The 16,332-nt window shown below is 37.1% G+C and carries 17 protein-coding genes and 1 pseudogene; 14 read left to right on the top strand and 4 right to left on the bottom strand.

From position 1 onward, the window contains the following. The first annotated feature begins 4 nt into the window (after window positions 1-4). The 6 genes from ureE to K9V48_RS09350 all read left to right on the top strand — a co-directional run bounded on the left by ureE (window position 5) and on the right by K9V48_RS09350 (window position 4,729). Window positions 5-451, top strand: coding sequence for an urease accessory protein UreE (ureE, locus tag K9V48_RS09375; RefSeq protein WP_224138612.1), 447 nt, complete (start codon window positions 5-7; stop codon window positions 449-451). Continuing rightward, window positions 444-1,130: an urease accessory protein UreF gene (locus K9V48_RS09370; protein ID WP_224138610.1), complete on the top strand. Its 687-nt coding sequence runs from the start codon at window positions 444-446 to the stop codon at window positions 1,128-1,130. The genes ureE and K9V48_RS09370 overlap by 8 nt, the downstream gene beginning before the upstream one ends. 252 nt (window positions 1,131-1,382) lie before the next feature. Beyond that, window positions 1,383-2,000 (top strand): urease accessory protein UreG, encoded by a 618-nt coding sequence (ureG, locus tag K9V48_RS09365; protein WP_224138608.1) that lies wholly within the window; start codon window positions 1,383-1,385, stop codon window positions 1,998-2,000. Continuing rightward, complete coding sequence (locus K9V48_RS09360) at window positions 1,997-2,812, top strand: urease accessory protein UreD (RefSeq protein ID WP_224138606.1); 816 nt, start codon at window positions 1,997-1,999, stop codon at window positions 2,810-2,812. Before ureG ends, K9V48_RS09360 begins: the two co-directional genes overlap by 4 nt. 190 nt (window positions 2,813-3,002) lie before the next feature. Next, window positions 3,003-3,467 (top strand): chemotaxis protein CheW, encoded by a 465-nt coding sequence (locus tag K9V48_RS09355; RefSeq protein ID WP_224138604.1) that lies wholly within the window; start codon window positions 3,003-3,005, stop codon window positions 3,465-3,467. A 26-nt stretch (window positions 3,468-3,493) separates the two neighbouring features. After that, entirely contained in the window at window positions 3,494-4,729 is a 1,236-nt protein-coding gene (locus K9V48_RS09350; protein ID WP_224138602.1) for a DNA polymerase IV, read from the top strand. A 507-nt stretch (window positions 4,730-5,236) separates the two neighbouring features. Here K9V48_RS09350 and zwf read toward each other — a convergent pair. Beyond that, window positions 5,237-6,715, bottom strand: coding sequence for a glucose-6-phosphate dehydrogenase (gene zwf / locus K9V48_RS09345; protein ID WP_224138600.1), 1,479 nt, complete (start codon window positions 6,713-6,715; stop codon window positions 5,237-5,239). 403 nt (window positions 6,716-7,118) lie between these two features. Here zwf and rnz point away from each other — a divergent pair, with 403 nt between their 5' ends. Next, window positions 7,119-8,045 carry a ribonuclease Z gene (gene rnz / locus K9V48_RS09340; protein WP_224138598.1) on the top strand — a complete coding sequence of 309 codons (927 nt, stop codon included), beginning with the start codon at window positions 7,119-7,121 and terminating at the stop codon, window positions 8,043-8,045. Window positions 8,046-8,058: 13 nt separating this feature from the next. Here the strand turns inward: rnz and K9V48_RS09335 are convergent. Next, window positions 8,059-8,412 (bottom strand): annotated as a pseudogene (locus K9V48_RS09335) (oxidoreductase); the annotation flags it as partial. Window positions 8,413-8,497: 85 nt separating this feature from the next. Here K9V48_RS09335 and K9V48_RS09330 point away from each other — a divergent pair. Further along, complete coding sequence (locus tag K9V48_RS09330; RefSeq protein WP_224138596.1) at window positions 8,498-10,120, top strand: M20/M25/M40 family metallo-hydrolase; 1,623 nt, start codon at window positions 8,498-8,500, stop codon at window positions 10,118-10,120. Window positions 10,121-10,288: 168 nt separating this feature from the next. Here K9V48_RS09330 and proC read toward each other — a convergent pair whose 3' ends face one another. Next, entirely contained in the window at window positions 10,289-11,125 is an 837-nt protein-coding gene (proC, locus tag K9V48_RS09325; RefSeq protein ID WP_224138594.1) for a pyrroline-5-carboxylate reductase, read from the bottom strand. A 409-nt stretch (window positions 11,126-11,534) separates the two neighbouring features. On the opposite strand from proC, the gene K9V48_RS09320 reads away from it, so the two are divergent. The 3 genes from K9V48_RS09320 to K9V48_RS09310 all read left to right on the top strand — a co-directional run bounded on the left by K9V48_RS09320 (window position 11,535) and on the right by K9V48_RS09310 (window position 14,293). Next, window positions 11,535-12,503 carry an MBL fold metallo-hydrolase gene (locus K9V48_RS09320; protein WP_224138592.1) on the top strand — a complete coding sequence of 323 codons (969 nt, stop codon included), beginning with the start codon at window positions 11,535-11,537 and terminating at the stop codon, window positions 12,501-12,503. Window positions 12,504-12,519: 16 nt separating this feature from the next. Then, complete coding sequence (locus K9V48_RS09315) at window positions 12,520-13,314, top strand: SDR family NAD(P)-dependent oxidoreductase (protein ID WP_263432777.1); 795 nt, start codon at window positions 12,520-12,522, stop codon at window positions 13,312-13,314. Window positions 13,315-13,468: 154 nt separating this feature from the next. Next, complete coding sequence (locus K9V48_RS09310) at window positions 13,469-14,293, top strand: squalene/phytoene synthase family protein (protein ID WP_224138588.1); 825 nt, start codon at window positions 13,469-13,471, stop codon at window positions 14,291-14,293. A gap of 228 nt (window positions 14,294-14,521) precedes the next feature. Here K9V48_RS09310 and K9V48_RS09305 read toward each other — a convergent pair whose 3' ends face one another. Beyond that, entirely contained in the window at window positions 14,522-14,716 is a 195-nt protein-coding gene (locus K9V48_RS09305) for a YqzH family protein (protein ID WP_224138586.1), read from the bottom strand. Window positions 14,717-14,954: 238 nt separating this feature from the next. On the opposite strand from K9V48_RS09305, the gene K9V48_RS09300 reads away from it, so the two are divergent. The 3 genes from K9V48_RS09300 (at window position 14,955) to K9V48_RS09290 (ending at window position 16,296) form a co-directional block, all read left to right on the top strand. Then, entirely contained in the window at window positions 14,955-15,602 is a 648-nt protein-coding gene (locus K9V48_RS09300; protein ID WP_224138583.1) for a GDSL-type esterase/lipase family protein, read from the top strand. Window positions 15,603-15,719: 117 nt separating this feature from the next. Beyond that, the gene (locus K9V48_RS09295) at window positions 15,720-16,043 is read left to right on the top strand and encodes an iron-sulfur cluster biosynthesis family protein (protein ID WP_224138581.1); all 324 of its coding nucleotides are present in this window, start codon (window positions 15,720-15,722) and stop codon (window positions 16,041-16,043) included. 10 nt (window positions 16,044-16,053) lie between these two features. Continuing rightward, entirely contained in the window at window positions 16,054-16,296 is a 243-nt protein-coding gene (locus tag K9V48_RS09290; protein ID WP_224138579.1) for a DUF2552 family protein, read from the top strand. Window positions 16,297-16,332: the final 36 nt, after the last annotated feature.

Here is a 16,332-nt window from a genome sequence, read left to right as displayed (position 1 = left end):
AGAGATGATTATTGAGAAAATTGTTGGAAATGTAAACGAATTTGAGAAAGCGCCACACCATATTGAACGAGTTTATTTACGAAGTGATGATTTGGTTAAAAAGATTCAACGAGTGAAAACTGACCATGGGAAGGAGTTAGGTATACGTCTAATCGATGTGAAAGAGTTAATGGATGGCGATATTTTATATCAAGATGAAAAAAATTCAATCGTAATAAGTGTGATTGAAGATGATGTAATCGTCATTCAGCCAAAAAGTATTTTGCAAATGGGGAAAATTGCTCATCAGTTAGGTAATCGTCATCTCCCAGCACAATTTGAAAAGGATGAAATGATTGTCCAATACGATTATTTAGTAGAAAAATTACTTGAGGAGCAAGAGGTTCCTTTTGTTCGCGAAAAAAGAAAAATGAATGAAGCGTTTAAGCATATCGGTCATTCCCATGACTAATCAACTTTTTCACTTGCTTCAAATTTGTGATTCCAATTTTCCCTCTGGAGCATTTTCACACTCATTTGGACTTGAGACATTTATTCAAGAGGAAAAAGTAGTTGATAAAGAAACCTTTTTATTTGCTCTGAAGAAATTTCTACAAACGCAGTATATATATACAGATGGTCTTGCTTGTCGATTAACCTATGAATCTTTGAAAATGAACTCTTTAGAAAAAGTGTGGCAATTAGATCGTGAGCTCTTTGCTCTTGCGAATGCACGCGAAACGCGTGAAGGAAATCGAAGAATCGGACGACAGTTATTAAGGGTTATGAATGAATTGTATACGAATGAACATTTGAAACTCTATGAATCAAAAATCAAGGCAAAACAATTGCATGGTCATAGTTCGATTGTTTTCGCAATGGTTTGCTTAAATCTAAATATAGATTTGAAAACAACGCTATCAGGTTATTTATTTGCGTCGATATCTTCACTTGTTCAAAACGGAGTAAGAGGGATTCCTCTTGGACAAACAGATGGACAAAAGCTATTGAGTGAATTGCAGTCTTTTTTAGATGATAGTGTAGAAGAAATTTTAACATGCAAAGAGGAAGAATTTGGAGCGGGTGCTCCTGGGTTAGAAATAGCGCAAATGATTCATGAACAGCTTTCTGTTCGTTTGTTTATGTCTTGATGGTTTACAAAACGGCTATATCCTACGAACACTACCCTCAAAAAATGAAGGTAAAACTGGGTATGAGCTTCACATCAATTAGGGGTGGAACGAGCTAGCTAGCTCTACGCTATGTTATAGGAGCAAACTTGATTTTTTACGTGCTAATTTGGAATTAATGTAAAAGTAGCCGGTTCCGTCCTCATACCTTCAAAAGTGGTACTGAGTAAAAAATGAGAACTAGTTTAGATGAATGAAGAAAGGATGAGTACAATGAGTGAACCGATCCGTATCGGAGTTGGCGGACCTGTTGGTGCAGGTAAAACACTATTAGTTGATAAGTTGACAAGAGTGTTGATGGAAGATTTGGAGCTTGCGGTTATTACGAATGATATTTATACAAAGGAGGATGCTCAATTTTTAATTAAAAATGGCGTTTTACCAGAGGATCGGATTATTGGAGTAGAGACTGGTGGTTGTCCACATACAGCGATTCGTGAGGATGCGTCAATGAACTTTGCAGCAATCGATGAATTAAATGAGCGTCATCCTAGTCTTGATTTGATTTTTGTTGAGAGTGGCGGTGATAATCTTGCAGCAACGTTTAGTCCAGAGTTGGTTGATTTTTCAATCTATATTATTGATGTTGCCCAAGGGGAAAAAATCCCACGAAAAGGCGGTCAAGGGATGATTAAATCTGATTTATTCATTATTAATAAAATCGACTTAGCTCCATACGTTGGTGCCGACCTTGAAATTATGAGACAAGATACGCTTGCTTCTCGCGGTGAACGACCTTATATTTTTACAAATCTTAAGGATGGTACAGGTGTCGATGATGTCGTGAATTGGATTCGTAGAGAAGCATTTTTAGTTGGACTTGAAGCATGACTTACACAGGCTACCTTCAGCTTGAGGTAGACAAAAAACAAGATCGGTCTGTCATTAGCAACAGCTTTTTTGATGGGGTTTTTAAAATTACGCGACCAACGTATTTATCAGATGGACTGCCCCTTCTTACGCTTATCCATGTAGGTGGAGGATATGTTGATGGGGATACTTACAAAACAGAGGTAGTTGTGACTGAAGATGCACGACTAGCATTAACAACACAGGCATCAACAAAGGTATATAAATCACCACGCTATGGGGTTACGCAAACAATGGATTATTTTTTAAAAAGCGAGAGCGAGCTTTTTGTGAAACAGGATCCAATCATTCTTTATAAAGATGCAAATTTTACTCAGGTGACCAATGTATATATGAGCTCAACAGCTGTCTTTTATTATACCGATATTATTACTCCGGGATGGTCTCTCGATGGAAAACTCTTTCAATATAAAAAACTTACTTCGAAGATGAAAATTTTTATTGATGGACAGCTAGAAGTATTCGATCATCAGCTATTAGTACCTGAGAAGCAGCTCGAAGACTTCATGCAGTTAGAAGGATATTCCCATCTAGGTACGATGTTCATGATTCATCATAAAATCAATGAAGCATTGATTGAAGATATAAGGATAGTTTTGTCAACGATACCACATGATGTGCGTTTTGGTATTAGTATGCTAAATATTAAGGGACTATCAATCCGAGTTTTAGCCTCGAGTACTCCAGTAATCGAATTGGTTTTTTCTGAGTGTGAGAAGATTATTCGTAAACAGTTGTACAATGAAGAGAAGATTGAGTGGAGGAAATGGTAACAGGATGATTTTAAAGAAGCTTAAAAAAGAGTTGGCTCAGGTTCAATTGAGTTAGCTCTTTTTCTGTTTGTTAAACGGAAGAGGTTTTCTTCCAATACTTTTTAATTCATAGTATGATAGTCATAGAAAACCTCGAATTCAAGGGGCTAGGGAATGAACAGATTCAATCAAGATCTGAGAGGAGTTTACTATGAATATTACAAAGGTAGTTGTTTTTCGTGCGGGTAATGAAGAATATGGTTTACCAATCGAACATGTGATTTCAATTGAAAAGCTAGAAAATATAAAGAGTCTACCTAATATGCCTTCCTATATGAAAGGTGTTGTTAAGGTAAGAGGAGAGTTAATTCCTGTTTTAGATACGAACCATATTTTTTATCAGGAGGATACTAGCGTTGATGAAAATGTGAAACTAATTGTTGTGCAATCAGAAGAATTAACTTCGGCACTAATTGTGAAAGAAGCAAAAGAAATATTGGACATTCAAGAAAGTCAATTAAAATCGATACCTATAGGAGCCTTTCAAGCGACTAAGTACTTTATGGCTGTTGCTAGTGTTAATGAACGTTTGATTACGATTATCCAACCAAATCTTTTCGTTTCAAGTCTAGAAGGTATAGCTCTTGTGAAAGAAGAAATTATTAGTTACCAATAAATTTTTATACTGAGTGGTGGAGACATATGGAACGTCCTGCGAATGGTAGAGTCATACTCCATGTAGATATGAATAGTTTTTACGCATCTGTCGAAATGTCCTACGATCCTGCTCTAAAAGGAAAGCCACTAGCTATTGCGGGTAATGTAGAGGAGAGAAGAGGCATCATCGTAACATGTAGTTATGAGGCACGCGCAAAAGGTGTCAAAACGACGATGCCATTATGGCAGGCTCGTAAGTTATGCCCAGAGCTCATCGTGAAAAAGCCAAATTTTGAACGCTATCGAAAAGCCTCGATAGCGATGTTTGACTTGCTTAGGGAATATACTGAGCTTGTTGAGCCAGTATCGATTGATGAAGGGTATATGGATCTTACACAATATGCTGGTCCAAAGCCATTAGAAATTGCTCATGTTATTCAGGAACGACTTTCAGATGAGTTATTACTACCTTGTAGTATTGGGATTGCACCAAATAAGTTTTTAGCTAAAATGGCTTCAAATATGAAAAAACCTCTTGGAATAACTGTGTTAAGAAAAAGAGAACTTTCTGAACACCTGTGGCCACTACCAGTTGCCCAAATGCATGGTGTCGGGGAAAAAACAGCTGAAAAGCTTGAAACGATTGGAATCAACACAATCCAAGATTTAGCAAAAGCTGACCGCATCCAGCTTAAACAATTGCTGGGTATAAATGGAGAACGTTTAAAGCAACGTGCAAATGGTGTTGACAATCGAGAGGTAGATCCTGATTCGATCTATGAATTTAAAAGCATTGGAAATTCAACAACTTTATCAAAAGATACTACTAATGAAGATGAATTGAACAATGTTTTACGTAAGCTAGCACACTCTGTATCAGTTAGAATGAAGCGAAAAGATGTGCTAGCAAGTAAAATCTTCATCACGATAAGATTTGCAAATTTAAAAACGATTACGAGAAGTAAAAAAGTTGCAAATCCGATAGGAGATGTAGAAGAAATTTTTTCTGTTGCAAGACAACTCTTTTTCACCCATTGGAAGGAAGAACCTATTCGGCTTTTAGGTATAACTGGCCAGGATTTGGTGGAAAAAGGGGATGCTGTGAAACAATTAGATTTGTTCTCATTTGAAAGTGATGCAAAAGATGAGCCAATCCTTACAGTTATTGAAAAAATAAATGAGAAATACGGAGATCAGCTCATAAAGCGTGGGATAAAAGGGAAGCGGGAAGAAGATCCTTCGCCTGGTACAAGTTTTAATAAAGATTTTTTAAGGGAATAAGTGATTGCATCAAGAGCTTAACAAATCAAATCATTAGATGAAGTAGTAGAAAGAGCTTCTGGTTATCCATAGGAAGTTCTTTTTTTACATAGTTAACCAGTTGGTAATACTATATCGTTCTTATAAAAGGGAAGTTTCATATTAAATGACATAACAAAGAAAAAGCTATTACCGAGGTGGTAATAGCTAAAAAGTAAGGAGATTGCAAGGGTTGCATCTTGCTTCGTGCATACTTTATTTTATGATGTAATCGATGGATTGCATGAGGCAAATAGACGAGCTCATTCGCACATTTTTTAGTAATTGTTAGATAATGTACCTTTGAAAAGGAACGAAATGATTTGTAAGAATGAAACGAATATTGTACTTCATACTAAATGTATACAGTTTATTTACGTTTAGTATGTGAGTGTTGTCACTATTAAAAAATCCGGTTGGCTAACATGAGCCCAACCGGATGAAAAGCTATTGATCAATGATTACGATCAATTCTATCGCATCGGAATATTAGTATACTGGCCACCATTCATTGCCATCTTCTTCAAGTAATTCGTCAGCTTCTTTTGGTCCCATTGAACCTGCAGGATAAGTGGCAAGTCCTGCTTTTCCTTTTGTCCACGCTTGTGATATTGGATCAACGAATTTCCAAGATAATGCTACCTCATCCCAGTGCGTGAAATTCGTTGCATCTCCACGCAAGCAATCGTATATTAGTTTTTCATATGCTTCAGGTGTGTTTAGGCCATCTAGGAAATTGCTTGAAAGATCAAATTTCACTGGTTTAGAATCTCCTGCATCTCCATCTTTTTTCACGTTTAATTGTAGCGTAACACCCTCATCAGGTTGAATATTAATAATAAGTAGGTTAGGTGCAACTTGCTCGCCTTTTTTATAATATAGATTCATCGGAATATCTTTAAATTGAACGATGATTTTTGTTGATTTTGCCGCCATACGCTTACCAGTACGAATATAGAAAGGAACACCAGCCCATCTAAAGTTATCAATTAACAGCTTCCCAGCTACGTATGTTTCTGTTTGGGATTCGTCTGCGACATTATTTTCTTCACGATAGCCAATTAATTGTTGCTCATCTAATTGACCGCTTGTATATTGACCACGAACAAAGTAGTCACTTACTTCGTCTTCACTAATTGCGCGTAGTGCACGTAGGACCTTTACTTTCTCACTTCTAATTTCGTTTGTCGTAAGTTTAATTGGTGGCTCCATCGCAAGCAATGCGACCATTTGCAGCATATGGTTTTGCAGCATATCTCTTAGAGCACCTGAATTTTCATAATAACGCCCGCGGTCTTCCACACCTAACACTTCGCTTGATGTTACTTGAATGTTCGCTATGTAACGATTATTCCATAGCGGCTCGAATAGAGCATTTGAGAAACGAATAACCTCGATATTTTGAACCATCTCTTTTCCTAAGTAATGGTCAATACGATAAATTTGGTCTTCGTTAAATGCTTCTCTTATTTCTTGATTTAGTTTTTGCGCAGACGGATGGTCATGGCCAAATGGTTTTTCAATAACGATACGACTCCAACCATTTGTATCTGTCAGGCCTTGTATTTTTAGATTTTGTGCAATTGTGCCGAAAAATTCTGGTGCCATCGCTAAAAAGAAAATGCGGTTACCTTCTGTTTGATATGTGCCATCTAACTCATTTAATAGCGTATTAAGCTCTAAATAAGAAGAAGGATTTGTCACATCAAATGGGTGATAATGAAAATGCGATGTGAAATTGTCGAGATTTTTTGATTCCTTCATCGCTGTTTGAATGGAATCAGATACATTGGAGCGAAACTCATCATTCGTCCAAGGTCTTCTACCTACTCCAACAACGGCAAAATCATTACCGATTTTTTCGTTTTGTACTAGGCGATAAATTGAAGGGAACAGCTTTCTTTTTGCTAAATCCCCAGTTGCTCCAAATATGACGATAACTGCTTTAGGATGTTCTTGTGTAATCACGTTCGTACCTCACTTTGTCAGATGCATTTATTTAGTCATCAGTGTAAAAAAATCATTTGTGATATCGATTCCCAACTGCTAAATGATATTCGCATTTTTTGAACACTGATTGTAAAATACCTTTTGCGAATACTTAATTTTAAAGGTATTTATTTGTTAAATCAATCATTAATGTTTCAACATGTACTAGTATAAACGAATTAAGTAAAAATATCGTGTATAAAGCACTCGATGTAATTAAAATCTTTTTATTATTCAGTCTATTTTATTCAATCCTATTTAATTGGTCAAGTATAAAGTTTGGCTTTTTACTCCCAAAGAGCAGAAAATTGCTTAATGGAAGTTCCACTTTAACCCCTTTTCATGTATTCTAAAAGGAAGAAATCTTTAGGAGGAAATGCAAGTGAACGTTTTGTTTCTTGGAACAGGGGCAGGGATACCAGCAAAGGCTCGAAATGTAACGAGCATCGCCCTACAATTATTAGAGGAAAGAAAAGCAATTTGGCTTTTTGATTGTGGTGAAGCAACGCAGCATCAAATTTTACATACACCAATAAAACCTAGAAAAATTGAAAAGATCTTTATTACTCATTTGCACGGTGATCATATCTATGGTCTACCAGGATTGATTAGTAGCCGTTCCTTTCAGGGTGGTGAAGACCTTTTAACGATCTATGGACCTAAAGGTCTAGAGGAATTTGTGAGAACATCTCTATCTGTAAGCCAATCTCATCTTACCTACCCAATTGAATTCGTTGAAATTGGGGAGGGAACTGTATTTGAAGATCATCAATTTCAGGTGATCGCAAAAAAATTAGATCACGGAATTGAGTCATATGGATATCGAGTAATTGAAAAAGATTTACCAGGTGCTTTACTCGTACATAAATTAGAAAAATTAGCTATTAAGCCCGGTCCTATTTATCAAAAAATCAAGGATGGACAACAGGTGGAGCTGGAGGATGGTAAGATTTTAGATGGAAAAGACTTTTTAGGACCTTCGCAAAAGGGAAGAATTATTACCATTCTTGGAGATACAAGATACATAGCTGCGAGTGTCGAGCTTGCTTTGGATGCTGATTTGTTAATACATGAAGCTACTTTTTCTGAAACAGATGAGCAACTTGCACACGATTACTATCACTCAACGACAAAGCAAGCTGCAATGGTTGCCAAACAATCCAACGCCAAAAAGCTTATACTCACACATATTAGTTCTCGCTACCAATCAGAGGTTGACTTAGCTAAGCTAGAAAAAGAAGCACAAGCAGTGTTTCCATTATCCTATTTGGCTGCAGATTTTATGAAAATTGAAATCCCTAAAAAATGATTATCCATGCATGTTACCAACCAAGAGCATACTGCCTCGGGGCTTCGATACTTATTCCAAGCTGGGAAGCTACGGTTCTCGGCCAATACGGATCAAGTAGAATCTCTCTTGTGATGAATATTAAATCTGCCTGATCATTTTGAAGAATTTCTTCGGTTTGTAGTCCTGTTGTAATCAGACCAACAGCACCCGTTGCAATGTTAGCTTGTTCCTTGATCGTTTCTGAAAAATGGACTTGATATCCGGGGTATAATAGGGGACATAATCTTTACCATCCAAGCCGTCTTGATGGTAATCAGAAGCTGAAATGCGAACAAATAATGGCCCATCCCATACTTCCTTCCCTTAAAAAACGATAGCGATTTTCTGTTTGAATGCTTTAATTTTCCCTTCCCTTTCTCTAAAATAAAATCAAATCAAATAGTTCAATTAGGCAGGTGAGTGGTTTGCAGATGACATGGCAAACGAAGAAGCAATTAGTTAAACTTTTAGTAGATTTGGTGGAACATGCAAGCATTACAGGATCGCAAGGTGAGATTGCTCTAGCAGAATATCTTTATTCTTTACTAAAAGAGAAGAAATATTTTCAACAGCATCCAGAGTATCTTCAATTACATCCTGTTCCTGATGGAAGGTCATTTTTAACTGCTTTCGTTAAACAAGTGGAGAGCGAGGAAACGGTTGTATTATTAAGTCACTTTGATGTGGTCGAGGTGCAGGATTATGGGGATTTAACGGATTTAGCGTTTCGACCTGTCGAACTTACGCAAGAACTAAAGAAAAGAAACGCACAAATGCCGAAAGCTGCAAGTGAGGATCTTGAAAGTGATGAGTGGTTATTTGGTAGAGGGACAATGGATATGAAGGCTGGGATTTCTGTCCAGTTAGCGATGCTAGAAAGAGCGATGAGTGGGGAGTTCAATGGTAACATTTTATTCATATCTGTCCCAGACGAAGAAGTGAATTCTGCCGGGATGCAGAGTGCTGTACCTGTTTTAGATGAGCTTAAGAAGCGCTATGGATTAACGTATAAAGCATGTGTGAATTCTGAACCAATGTTTGCGAAATATCCTAATGATCAAAATCATTATATTTACACTGGTTCAATAGGAAAAGTACTGGCAAGTTTTTACTGTAACGGAATTGAGACACATGTAGGTGAGCCATTTTCGGGTCTTAATGCCAATCTCATCCTTTCTGAAATTAATCGGCTAATGGAATTGAATGATTCGTTTTGTGAACAGGTAGGGGATGAAGTTACCCCGCCACCAACTAGCTTGATGATGCGCGATTTAAAGCAGGAATACTCTGTGCAAATACCTCATGCCTCTGTGTCAATGTATAATCTACTGATGATGAATCGACCGTTTAGTGAGCTTCACAAAAAGCTAGTTAATGTTGCGAAGGAAGCAGCGGTTAATGTAGAAAGATTTTATCAAGATCGGGTTCAACGCTATAATAAATTCATTCCGTTTACGCCATTAGATAGAAAAATCAATGTCTTTACTTATAAAGAACTGTTACAAAAAGCGATAAATAAATATGGTGATCAAGAAGTTGAGAGAAGAATAAATAGTTTGTTGACACATCGTGGCGTAGAAGATGATCGTGACTTTTCCACAAAGCTTGTTGGCGAACTAGTCGGATTATGTAAGGAATACTCACCAATGATTGTTTTGTTTTATAGTCCTCCTTATTACCCAGCAGTCTCATCGAAAGAAAACGAGCTTATCCAGAAAACGGTTGATCGAGTGGTTACACACGCTAAAAAAGTGTATCAAATCGATCTTAAGCAACAACATTATTTTCCTGGCTTATGCGATTTAAGTTTTGTTCAATTACATGATGATCGTCAATCAATTGCTCGATTAACAACCAATATGCCGCTTTACGGAAATCATTTCTCTTTGCCGTTAAAGGAAATGCAAAGCTTAAACATCCCTGTTTTAAATATAGGACCTGTAGGGAGAGACCCGCATAAATGGACAGAACGTTTGCATATTCCTTATGCGTTTGAAACTTATCCAGAGTTATTATGTTTTTCAATTAAATCGATTTTTAATGAGGATGAATAGAAGTTGCTTGATCCCTTTTTCGTTTAACAATTTAGTAAGTAGCTTCCTATCATCATTGAAAAGGTGCTTGAATTGCATTTGAAAGTAGAAAAACCATTACCTGGTCTTAACGGGTAATGGTTTTTCTACTTTTTCACTCAATATATTTTTTGAGCCTTCTTTTTAAGTTCAACTATTCGAAGAAATAAGTGCTGTTTGGAACTCTGTTTTTATTTCGTTTGATCGCTCGCAGGATCGCTTGACACATGAGATAAGCGCGTCCTTAACTCCTTTTTCCTGAAGGACTTTGATACCTGCTTCCGTCGTCCCATTAGGACTTGAAACCTCTTTCCTTAATTGAGACGGAGATTTATCAGAGCTCGCAATCATTTCAGATGCTCCGAGTAATGTTTGCGCAATTAGCTCCTTTGCTACATCAGAGTCTAAGCCCATTTCGCTAGCGGCCTTTTCCATTGCTTCTGCAAGGAAATAAACATATGCAGGTCCACTTCCAGATAGGCCTGTAACCGCATCTAGCTGACTCTCGTCAACGAGCTTACAAATCCCAATGGCTTCAAATAGGGTCTGACATTTCTTAATTTGATTCATCGTCACGTTCTCACTTGCAGCAATAGCTGTAGCTGATTTAGCAATCGTCGCAGACGTATTAGGCATTGCGCGAATAATGGCTGCTTGGTTACCAAAGATTCTTTTCATCGTGTCAATAGAAATCCCAGCTAATACAGAAACGATTAGCTTTTGATCAATCTCTCCTTGAATACCATCAGTGCCAGCCTTTACATCTTTAGGCTTCATTGCTAATACAATAATAGATGACTCCTCTGCTAATTCCTTCTTATTCTGGGTCGTTTTAATTCCGTATTTTGTAGATAGTTCCTCTAAGCGTTTTGAATTGGAACGATTTGCAACAATCACTTGCTCTGGTTGAAATATGCCATCTTTTATAAGCCCTGCGATGATTGCTTCTGCCATTGAACCAGCGCCAATAAACCCGATCTTTTCCAAAATGTAACTCCTCCTTAATCAAACACAATATAAAAAGCCACTCTGTCCCTATAAAACGGACGGAATGGCTCTACAGTAGCCATGAATTCCAATCGCTTTTAGTCCTTACCTAATTACTATACCCCACAATCTTAGCAGGCAGTAATGCCCTTATATCAAGATTTGGAAGCAACAAAAAAGATAGGGTGGGGATAGCACGTAAAGAGTAAGGTAAGTCTCAGTTTAAATAAATTTTTATTAATTATGTAGCTATAGACAGATACTTGTCAAGCCTTTTCATGAAGAATGGATTTGTAATTGTTTGAAAATAATGACAATTAAAAGTGGACAAGGTACTATTATTATATCGTTTTATTTTTAATCCCGTATTCAAAAAATGATATAGAAAAATGTAAATGGAGTGGAGTTTATGAAAAGGGAAACACAGTCAAATCAAGTGTTCAAGCTAGAACTGCCAACACCTTTTTCAGTTGGTGATGTCAATGTGTACGTAATTAAGGGGGATCAATTAACGTTAGTTGATGTTGGTCCGAAAACTGAAGAAGCTTGGGTAGCGTTTCAATCTCAATTGAAAGAAATTGGGTATACACCACAAGATATCGACCAAATTGTGATTACCCATCACCATCCAGACCATGTGGGGATGCTCGACTATTTTAGTGAAGATGTTCCAGTTCTAGGTCATCCATTTAATGCACCTTGGTTGAAAAAAAGTCAACAATTTTTAGTAGAACAAACGACCTTTTTTGAAAGCTTGTTTGTAAAGTTTGGGGTTGATGAAAAATTCTTTCCTTTGTTAAAGAAGTTAAATGATCCCTTAGGGGTTTCATGCAACAGGGAGTTAACCTCCTTTTTAAGAGAAGGCAAGGAAGTAGATGGCCTTTCGGGTTGGAAAATAGTAGAGACACCAGGCCATGCCCAAAGTCACATCGTTTTATATGAAGAAGTCTCCGGGGTATTAGTTGGAGGGGATTTATTACTGAAACATATTTCTCCAAATCCTCTTCTGGAGCTCCCATTAAATGGGGGATTAGAACGGCCTAGGCCACAGCTGCAGTTAAATCATTCCATTTCTAGGTTGCTAGATATGCCAATTTCCTTCGTGTATCCAGGTCATGGAGAGAATATAGAAGAGGTACATCAGTTAATTACCTATCGCTTAAAAAAACAAGCTGAAAAAGCAGAACGAGTTCGAAGCTTTATCGCGGAAAAACCATTAACTGCCTTTCAAGCGTGCCAGACCTTGTACCCGACTAAATACGATAAGCTGTTCATGCTCACGATGTCTGAAACAGTTGGTCAGCTTGACTATTTAGTAGATATCGGTCAAATTATAGTTGATACTACACAACAAACGCATATTTATACGGTTAATTAACTTAGAGGTGACGGATTTGAATACACGTATACAAGGAAGCTATATCGCAATAACGGGAGCATCAAGTGGTATTGGTGAGAAAATTGCGATTGAGTGTGCCAAAAAGGGAGCGCATCTTATTCTACTAGCGAGAAGGGAAGAGTTGCTAGCTCAACTTGCTGAACGAATAATAAATGATTATGGAGTTTCCTGTCATTACTATTCACTAGATGTTCAGAATCTCGATTCCATACATCAAGTATTTACGACAATTGAAAATGAAATCGGACAGATTGATATTCTTGTTAATAATGCTGGTTTTGGTATTTTTAACAATGTAATTGATTCTACACTCGATGAAATGAAAAATATGTTTGAAGTGAATGTATATGGATTAGTAGCCAGTACAAAGATGGTGCTACCAGCAATGATGCAAAGAAAAAAGGGTCATATTATTAACATTGCTTCCCAGGCAGCGAAAATTTCAACACCGAAATCTAGTCTTTATGCAGCAACGAAGCATGCAGTATTAGGCTTTACAAATAGCCTGCGGTTAGAGGTTAAGGAACATAACATCTATGTCACATCAGTAAACCCAGGACCAATGAAAACAGAGTTTTTCACGATTGCTGACAAAGAAGGCAACTATATAAAAAATGTTGGAAGATGGATGCTTGATCCAAATAAGGTAGCTAAGATTATTGTCGACTCTATGCTTACATCAAGGCGTGAAATTAATTTGCCAAGTTGGATGAATGCCGGGAGTACCTTATATCAACTTATGCCTAAGCTGGTTGAACTACTTGCAGGAAAGGCCTTTTTTAAGAAGTGAGCGATGTTATATAACTAGATTCAGTTTTATTCTGACCATTTTATGACGATTCATGTCAGCAAGATTGAAATCAGATTGAACAATGGTATCATATAAGGTAGAAGCGTGAACAGTTTTGAATGAGTTAAATGAATTCTTGATTGGAGAGTTATAGATGAACAAAGAGAACGACTTTTTAAGAAGTGAAGCGATGGAGATGCTGTTGAAGACTAGTAGAACTTTTTACATACCTATTAGCTATCTATCCCCAGGACTTAAAGAAGCAGTCGGATCTGCATACTTATGCATGAGAGCAATAGATGAAATTGAAGATCACCCCAAGCTTGATGAGCATGTTAAGATTTCTCTTTTAAAATCCATTAGTAAGCAATTGCAAAACGCCCCGAGTGACGCTGATTTTGCGGCGTTATTTGATCCGTACAAATCGATTCTACCTGAAGTTACCTTACGTTTAAGTGATTGGATAAAATTTTGCCCGCCATCAGTAGTAGATAAAATAGTAACGAGTACTGCAATTATGGCAGATGGAATGGCAAAATGGGTGGAAAAGGGTTGGATAATAGAGAATGAAAATGATCTAAACGACTACACCTTTTATGTTGCTGGATTAGTTGGCGTCATGCTATCTGAAATTTGGAAATGGTCTGATGATATCGAAACAGATAGGGAACAATCGATTGCGTTCGGGCGCGGTCTGCAAGCTGTTAATATTCTCCGTAATCAAGACGAGGATAAAGAGAGAGGCGGAGTGGACTTTTTTCCAGATGGATGGGATTTTGAAGATATGTTGAATTTTGCTAAACGAAATCTCGCATTAGCTGATCAGTATATCGAAAGTATTAAACCAGGCCCGATTCGTATTTTCTGTGAGATTCCTCTCTCGCTTGCATACGGTACACTTAATGCACTTACTGACGGCAAGGAAAAAATAAGTAGATCAGATGTGAATGAAATCGTTTCAAAGATTGTAAGCAAGTAGCATTCGCATTCTTTAGCCCTCGAATAGAGGTGAAATCTTGCTACTGTATGATGAGAACGATCCTAATTCAAAAAATAGGCGCATGATGATTTCATTGCGCCATCATATTAGGCCCCTTTAAAATAATGGATTTTAAATAGTGACTTGTCTTACTTGTGAGGAGGTTGATCAATTATTTTTTCTCACTTCATTTTAGATGACGTCACTATTTTTCGCCCATGTATATGTTCAATCTTGATTCGTTAAATAACTATAAACAACATCCTCTATTACTTCATACCATTCTGCAGTCTGATCCTTCGCTTCTTTTATTTTTTTCATTATTTGGATATGCTCATCTTCTGATAGTGGATTTTCATCAATATTTCGTCCATATTGTAAAAAGCTTTTTTTGAGCATCTTTACTACAAATTTATCTTCCATACATACACCTCACTATCGCTAGTATACATTTTTTCGCCCTTGTTACGAATCTATTATTTCATCCTTATGGTGAAATAAAACAAAATCTATTACCATTGGAATAAAACAGTGAAACACCGTACTCGACTTGTGGGCGGGCATAAAGCATAATAAGCCCTATTTAAAAATGGAAAAGCTACGATTATCCTTATCAAGAATATTGTATAAGGACTTTATTCGTTTTTTAGGAGGATGTAGCGTGGGGGGACAACAATGCTTGACATACGTAGCTTTAGGGGATTCCTTAACGGTTGGAGTAGGTGCCTCGTTTTTAGCACCGGGGTTTGTGGGACGTTATGTAAGACTAACTGAAAAAGAATGTAATAGACCTGTGTTTACTGACATCTATGCGAAGTCTGGAATTGAGACAGGTGAAGTACGAGCAATTGTCGAAAGTCCGGCTTTACATGAAAAAATCAAGTGTGCCAATATGATTACTATTTCCGCCGGAGGAAATGATTTAATTAATGCGAGTAAGGACTTTGCTGAAACCGGAGAGCAAAATGAGATTACTCAATCAGTAAAAGAATGTCACAGCAATATGGTGCAAATCATGCATACAATACAAGGGCTGAAAAAAGATTGTGGTGTACCTTATATTATTTACCTCCTCAATTTGTATAATCCACAACCGCAAATTCCACTTGCAGATAAATGGGTGCAACTATTTAATCGTCATTTAAACAGTTTTGATAATCGCTCAACAATTCGTGTTGCCAATCTTTACTCTGTTTTTAAAGGTAGACAAGATGAATTGTTGTCTAGAGATCAGATTCATCCAAATAATCTTGGCTATCAAGCGATTGCAAATACACTATTTTCCTTAGGCTATCCAAGCGATTTTTAATAGAGGGAATATCAAATAGTCATTCTGAATTCCCTCCTGCGCTAGTACAGCTGGTTCATGCATAAAATAGGTGTGTGTGATAAACTATGAGTATAGTATGTTGCAAAGGAGATTATTATGCAGTTAACATTTACAGAGGAAGCGATTGAACAGTTAGCACCTAAGATGAAAGAAAATAAAAATAAGATTTTAAAATTAAAATATGATACAGAGGGCTGTGGCTGTGTGATGAGCGGTGTCACAGCATTATGGTTAGTAGAAGAGCAGGACAAAAATGATGTAAAGCTAGAAACAAACGCTGTGCCGATATTAGTTGAAAAAACAAAAATGGTCTTTTTAGATGAACAACTCACAATTACCTATAATCAAACAGCAAATTGCTTTATGTTAAAAAGTCCTTCGCAAATATTAAATCCTCGTATGAACTTGCTTGTAAAGTGAGGGGAACAAGGTGAAGGAGCGATTAACATCAATCAAAAATGTTGCGTTAAATAGAACATGGGTATCTTTTTTAAACGACAACCACCCATATAGTCTGATGCATTGGTCAATTGGTGGGTCTCATGAAGATACGAAAGACGTCTGGCTGCTTCAAGATGAAATGACCTTTGAAGCACAGGAATTTCCGACCATTGAAAAGGCGCTCCAGTGGATGGAAGCAAATATGGAAGACATTTCTGACGTATTGGGTTAGGCAAATGGAAGCACTTTCTCTTTGAGGTATGAGACA

The organism is Metabacillus rhizolycopersici, assembly GCF_020075705.1.
This window is presented reverse-complemented; position numbering and strand designations above follow the sequence as displayed.

Excerpts from the sequence above, each read along its gene's own strand:
- ureE (WP_224138612.1), top strand. The coding sequence starts at position 5 with ATGATTATTGAGAAAATTGTTGGAAATGTAAACGAATTTGAGAAAGCG.
- K9V48_RS09370 (WP_224138610.1), top strand. The coding sequence starts at position 444 with ATGACTAATCAACTTTTTCACTTGCTTCAAATTTGTGATTCCAATTTT.
- ureG (WP_224138608.1), top strand. The coding sequence starts at position 1,383 with ATGAGTGAACCGATCCGTATCGGAGTTGGCGGACCTGTTGGTGCAGGT.
- K9V48_RS09360 (WP_224138606.1), top strand. The coding sequence starts at position 1,997 with ATGACTTACACAGGCTACCTTCAGCTTGAGGTAGACAAAAAACAAGAT.
- K9V48_RS09355 (WP_224138604.1), top strand. The coding sequence starts at position 3,003 with ATGAATATTACAAAGGTAGTTGTTTTTCGTGCGGGTAATGAAGAATAT.
- K9V48_RS09350 (WP_224138602.1), top strand. The coding sequence starts at position 3,494 with ATGGAACGTCCTGCGAATGGTAGAGTCATACTCCATGTAGATATGAAT.
- K9V48_RS09330 (WP_224138596.1), top strand. The coding sequence starts at position 8,498 with ATGACATGGCAAACGAAGAAGCAATTAGTTAAACTTTTAGTAGATTTG.
- K9V48_RS09320 (WP_224138592.1), top strand. The coding sequence starts at position 11,535 with ATGAAAAGGGAAACACAGTCAAATCAAGTGTTCAAGCTAGAACTGCCA.
- K9V48_RS09310 (WP_224138588.1), top strand. The coding sequence starts at position 13,469 with ATGAACAAAGAGAACGACTTTTTAAGAAGTGAAGCGATGGAGATGCTG.
- K9V48_RS09305 (WP_224138586.1), bottom strand. The coding sequence starts at position 14,716 with ATGGAAGATAAATTTGTAGTAAAGATGCTCAAAAAAAGCTTTTTACAA.
- K9V48_RS09295 (WP_224138581.1), top strand. The coding sequence starts at position 15,720 with ATGCAGTTAACATTTACAGAGGAAGCGATTGAACAGTTAGCACCTAAG.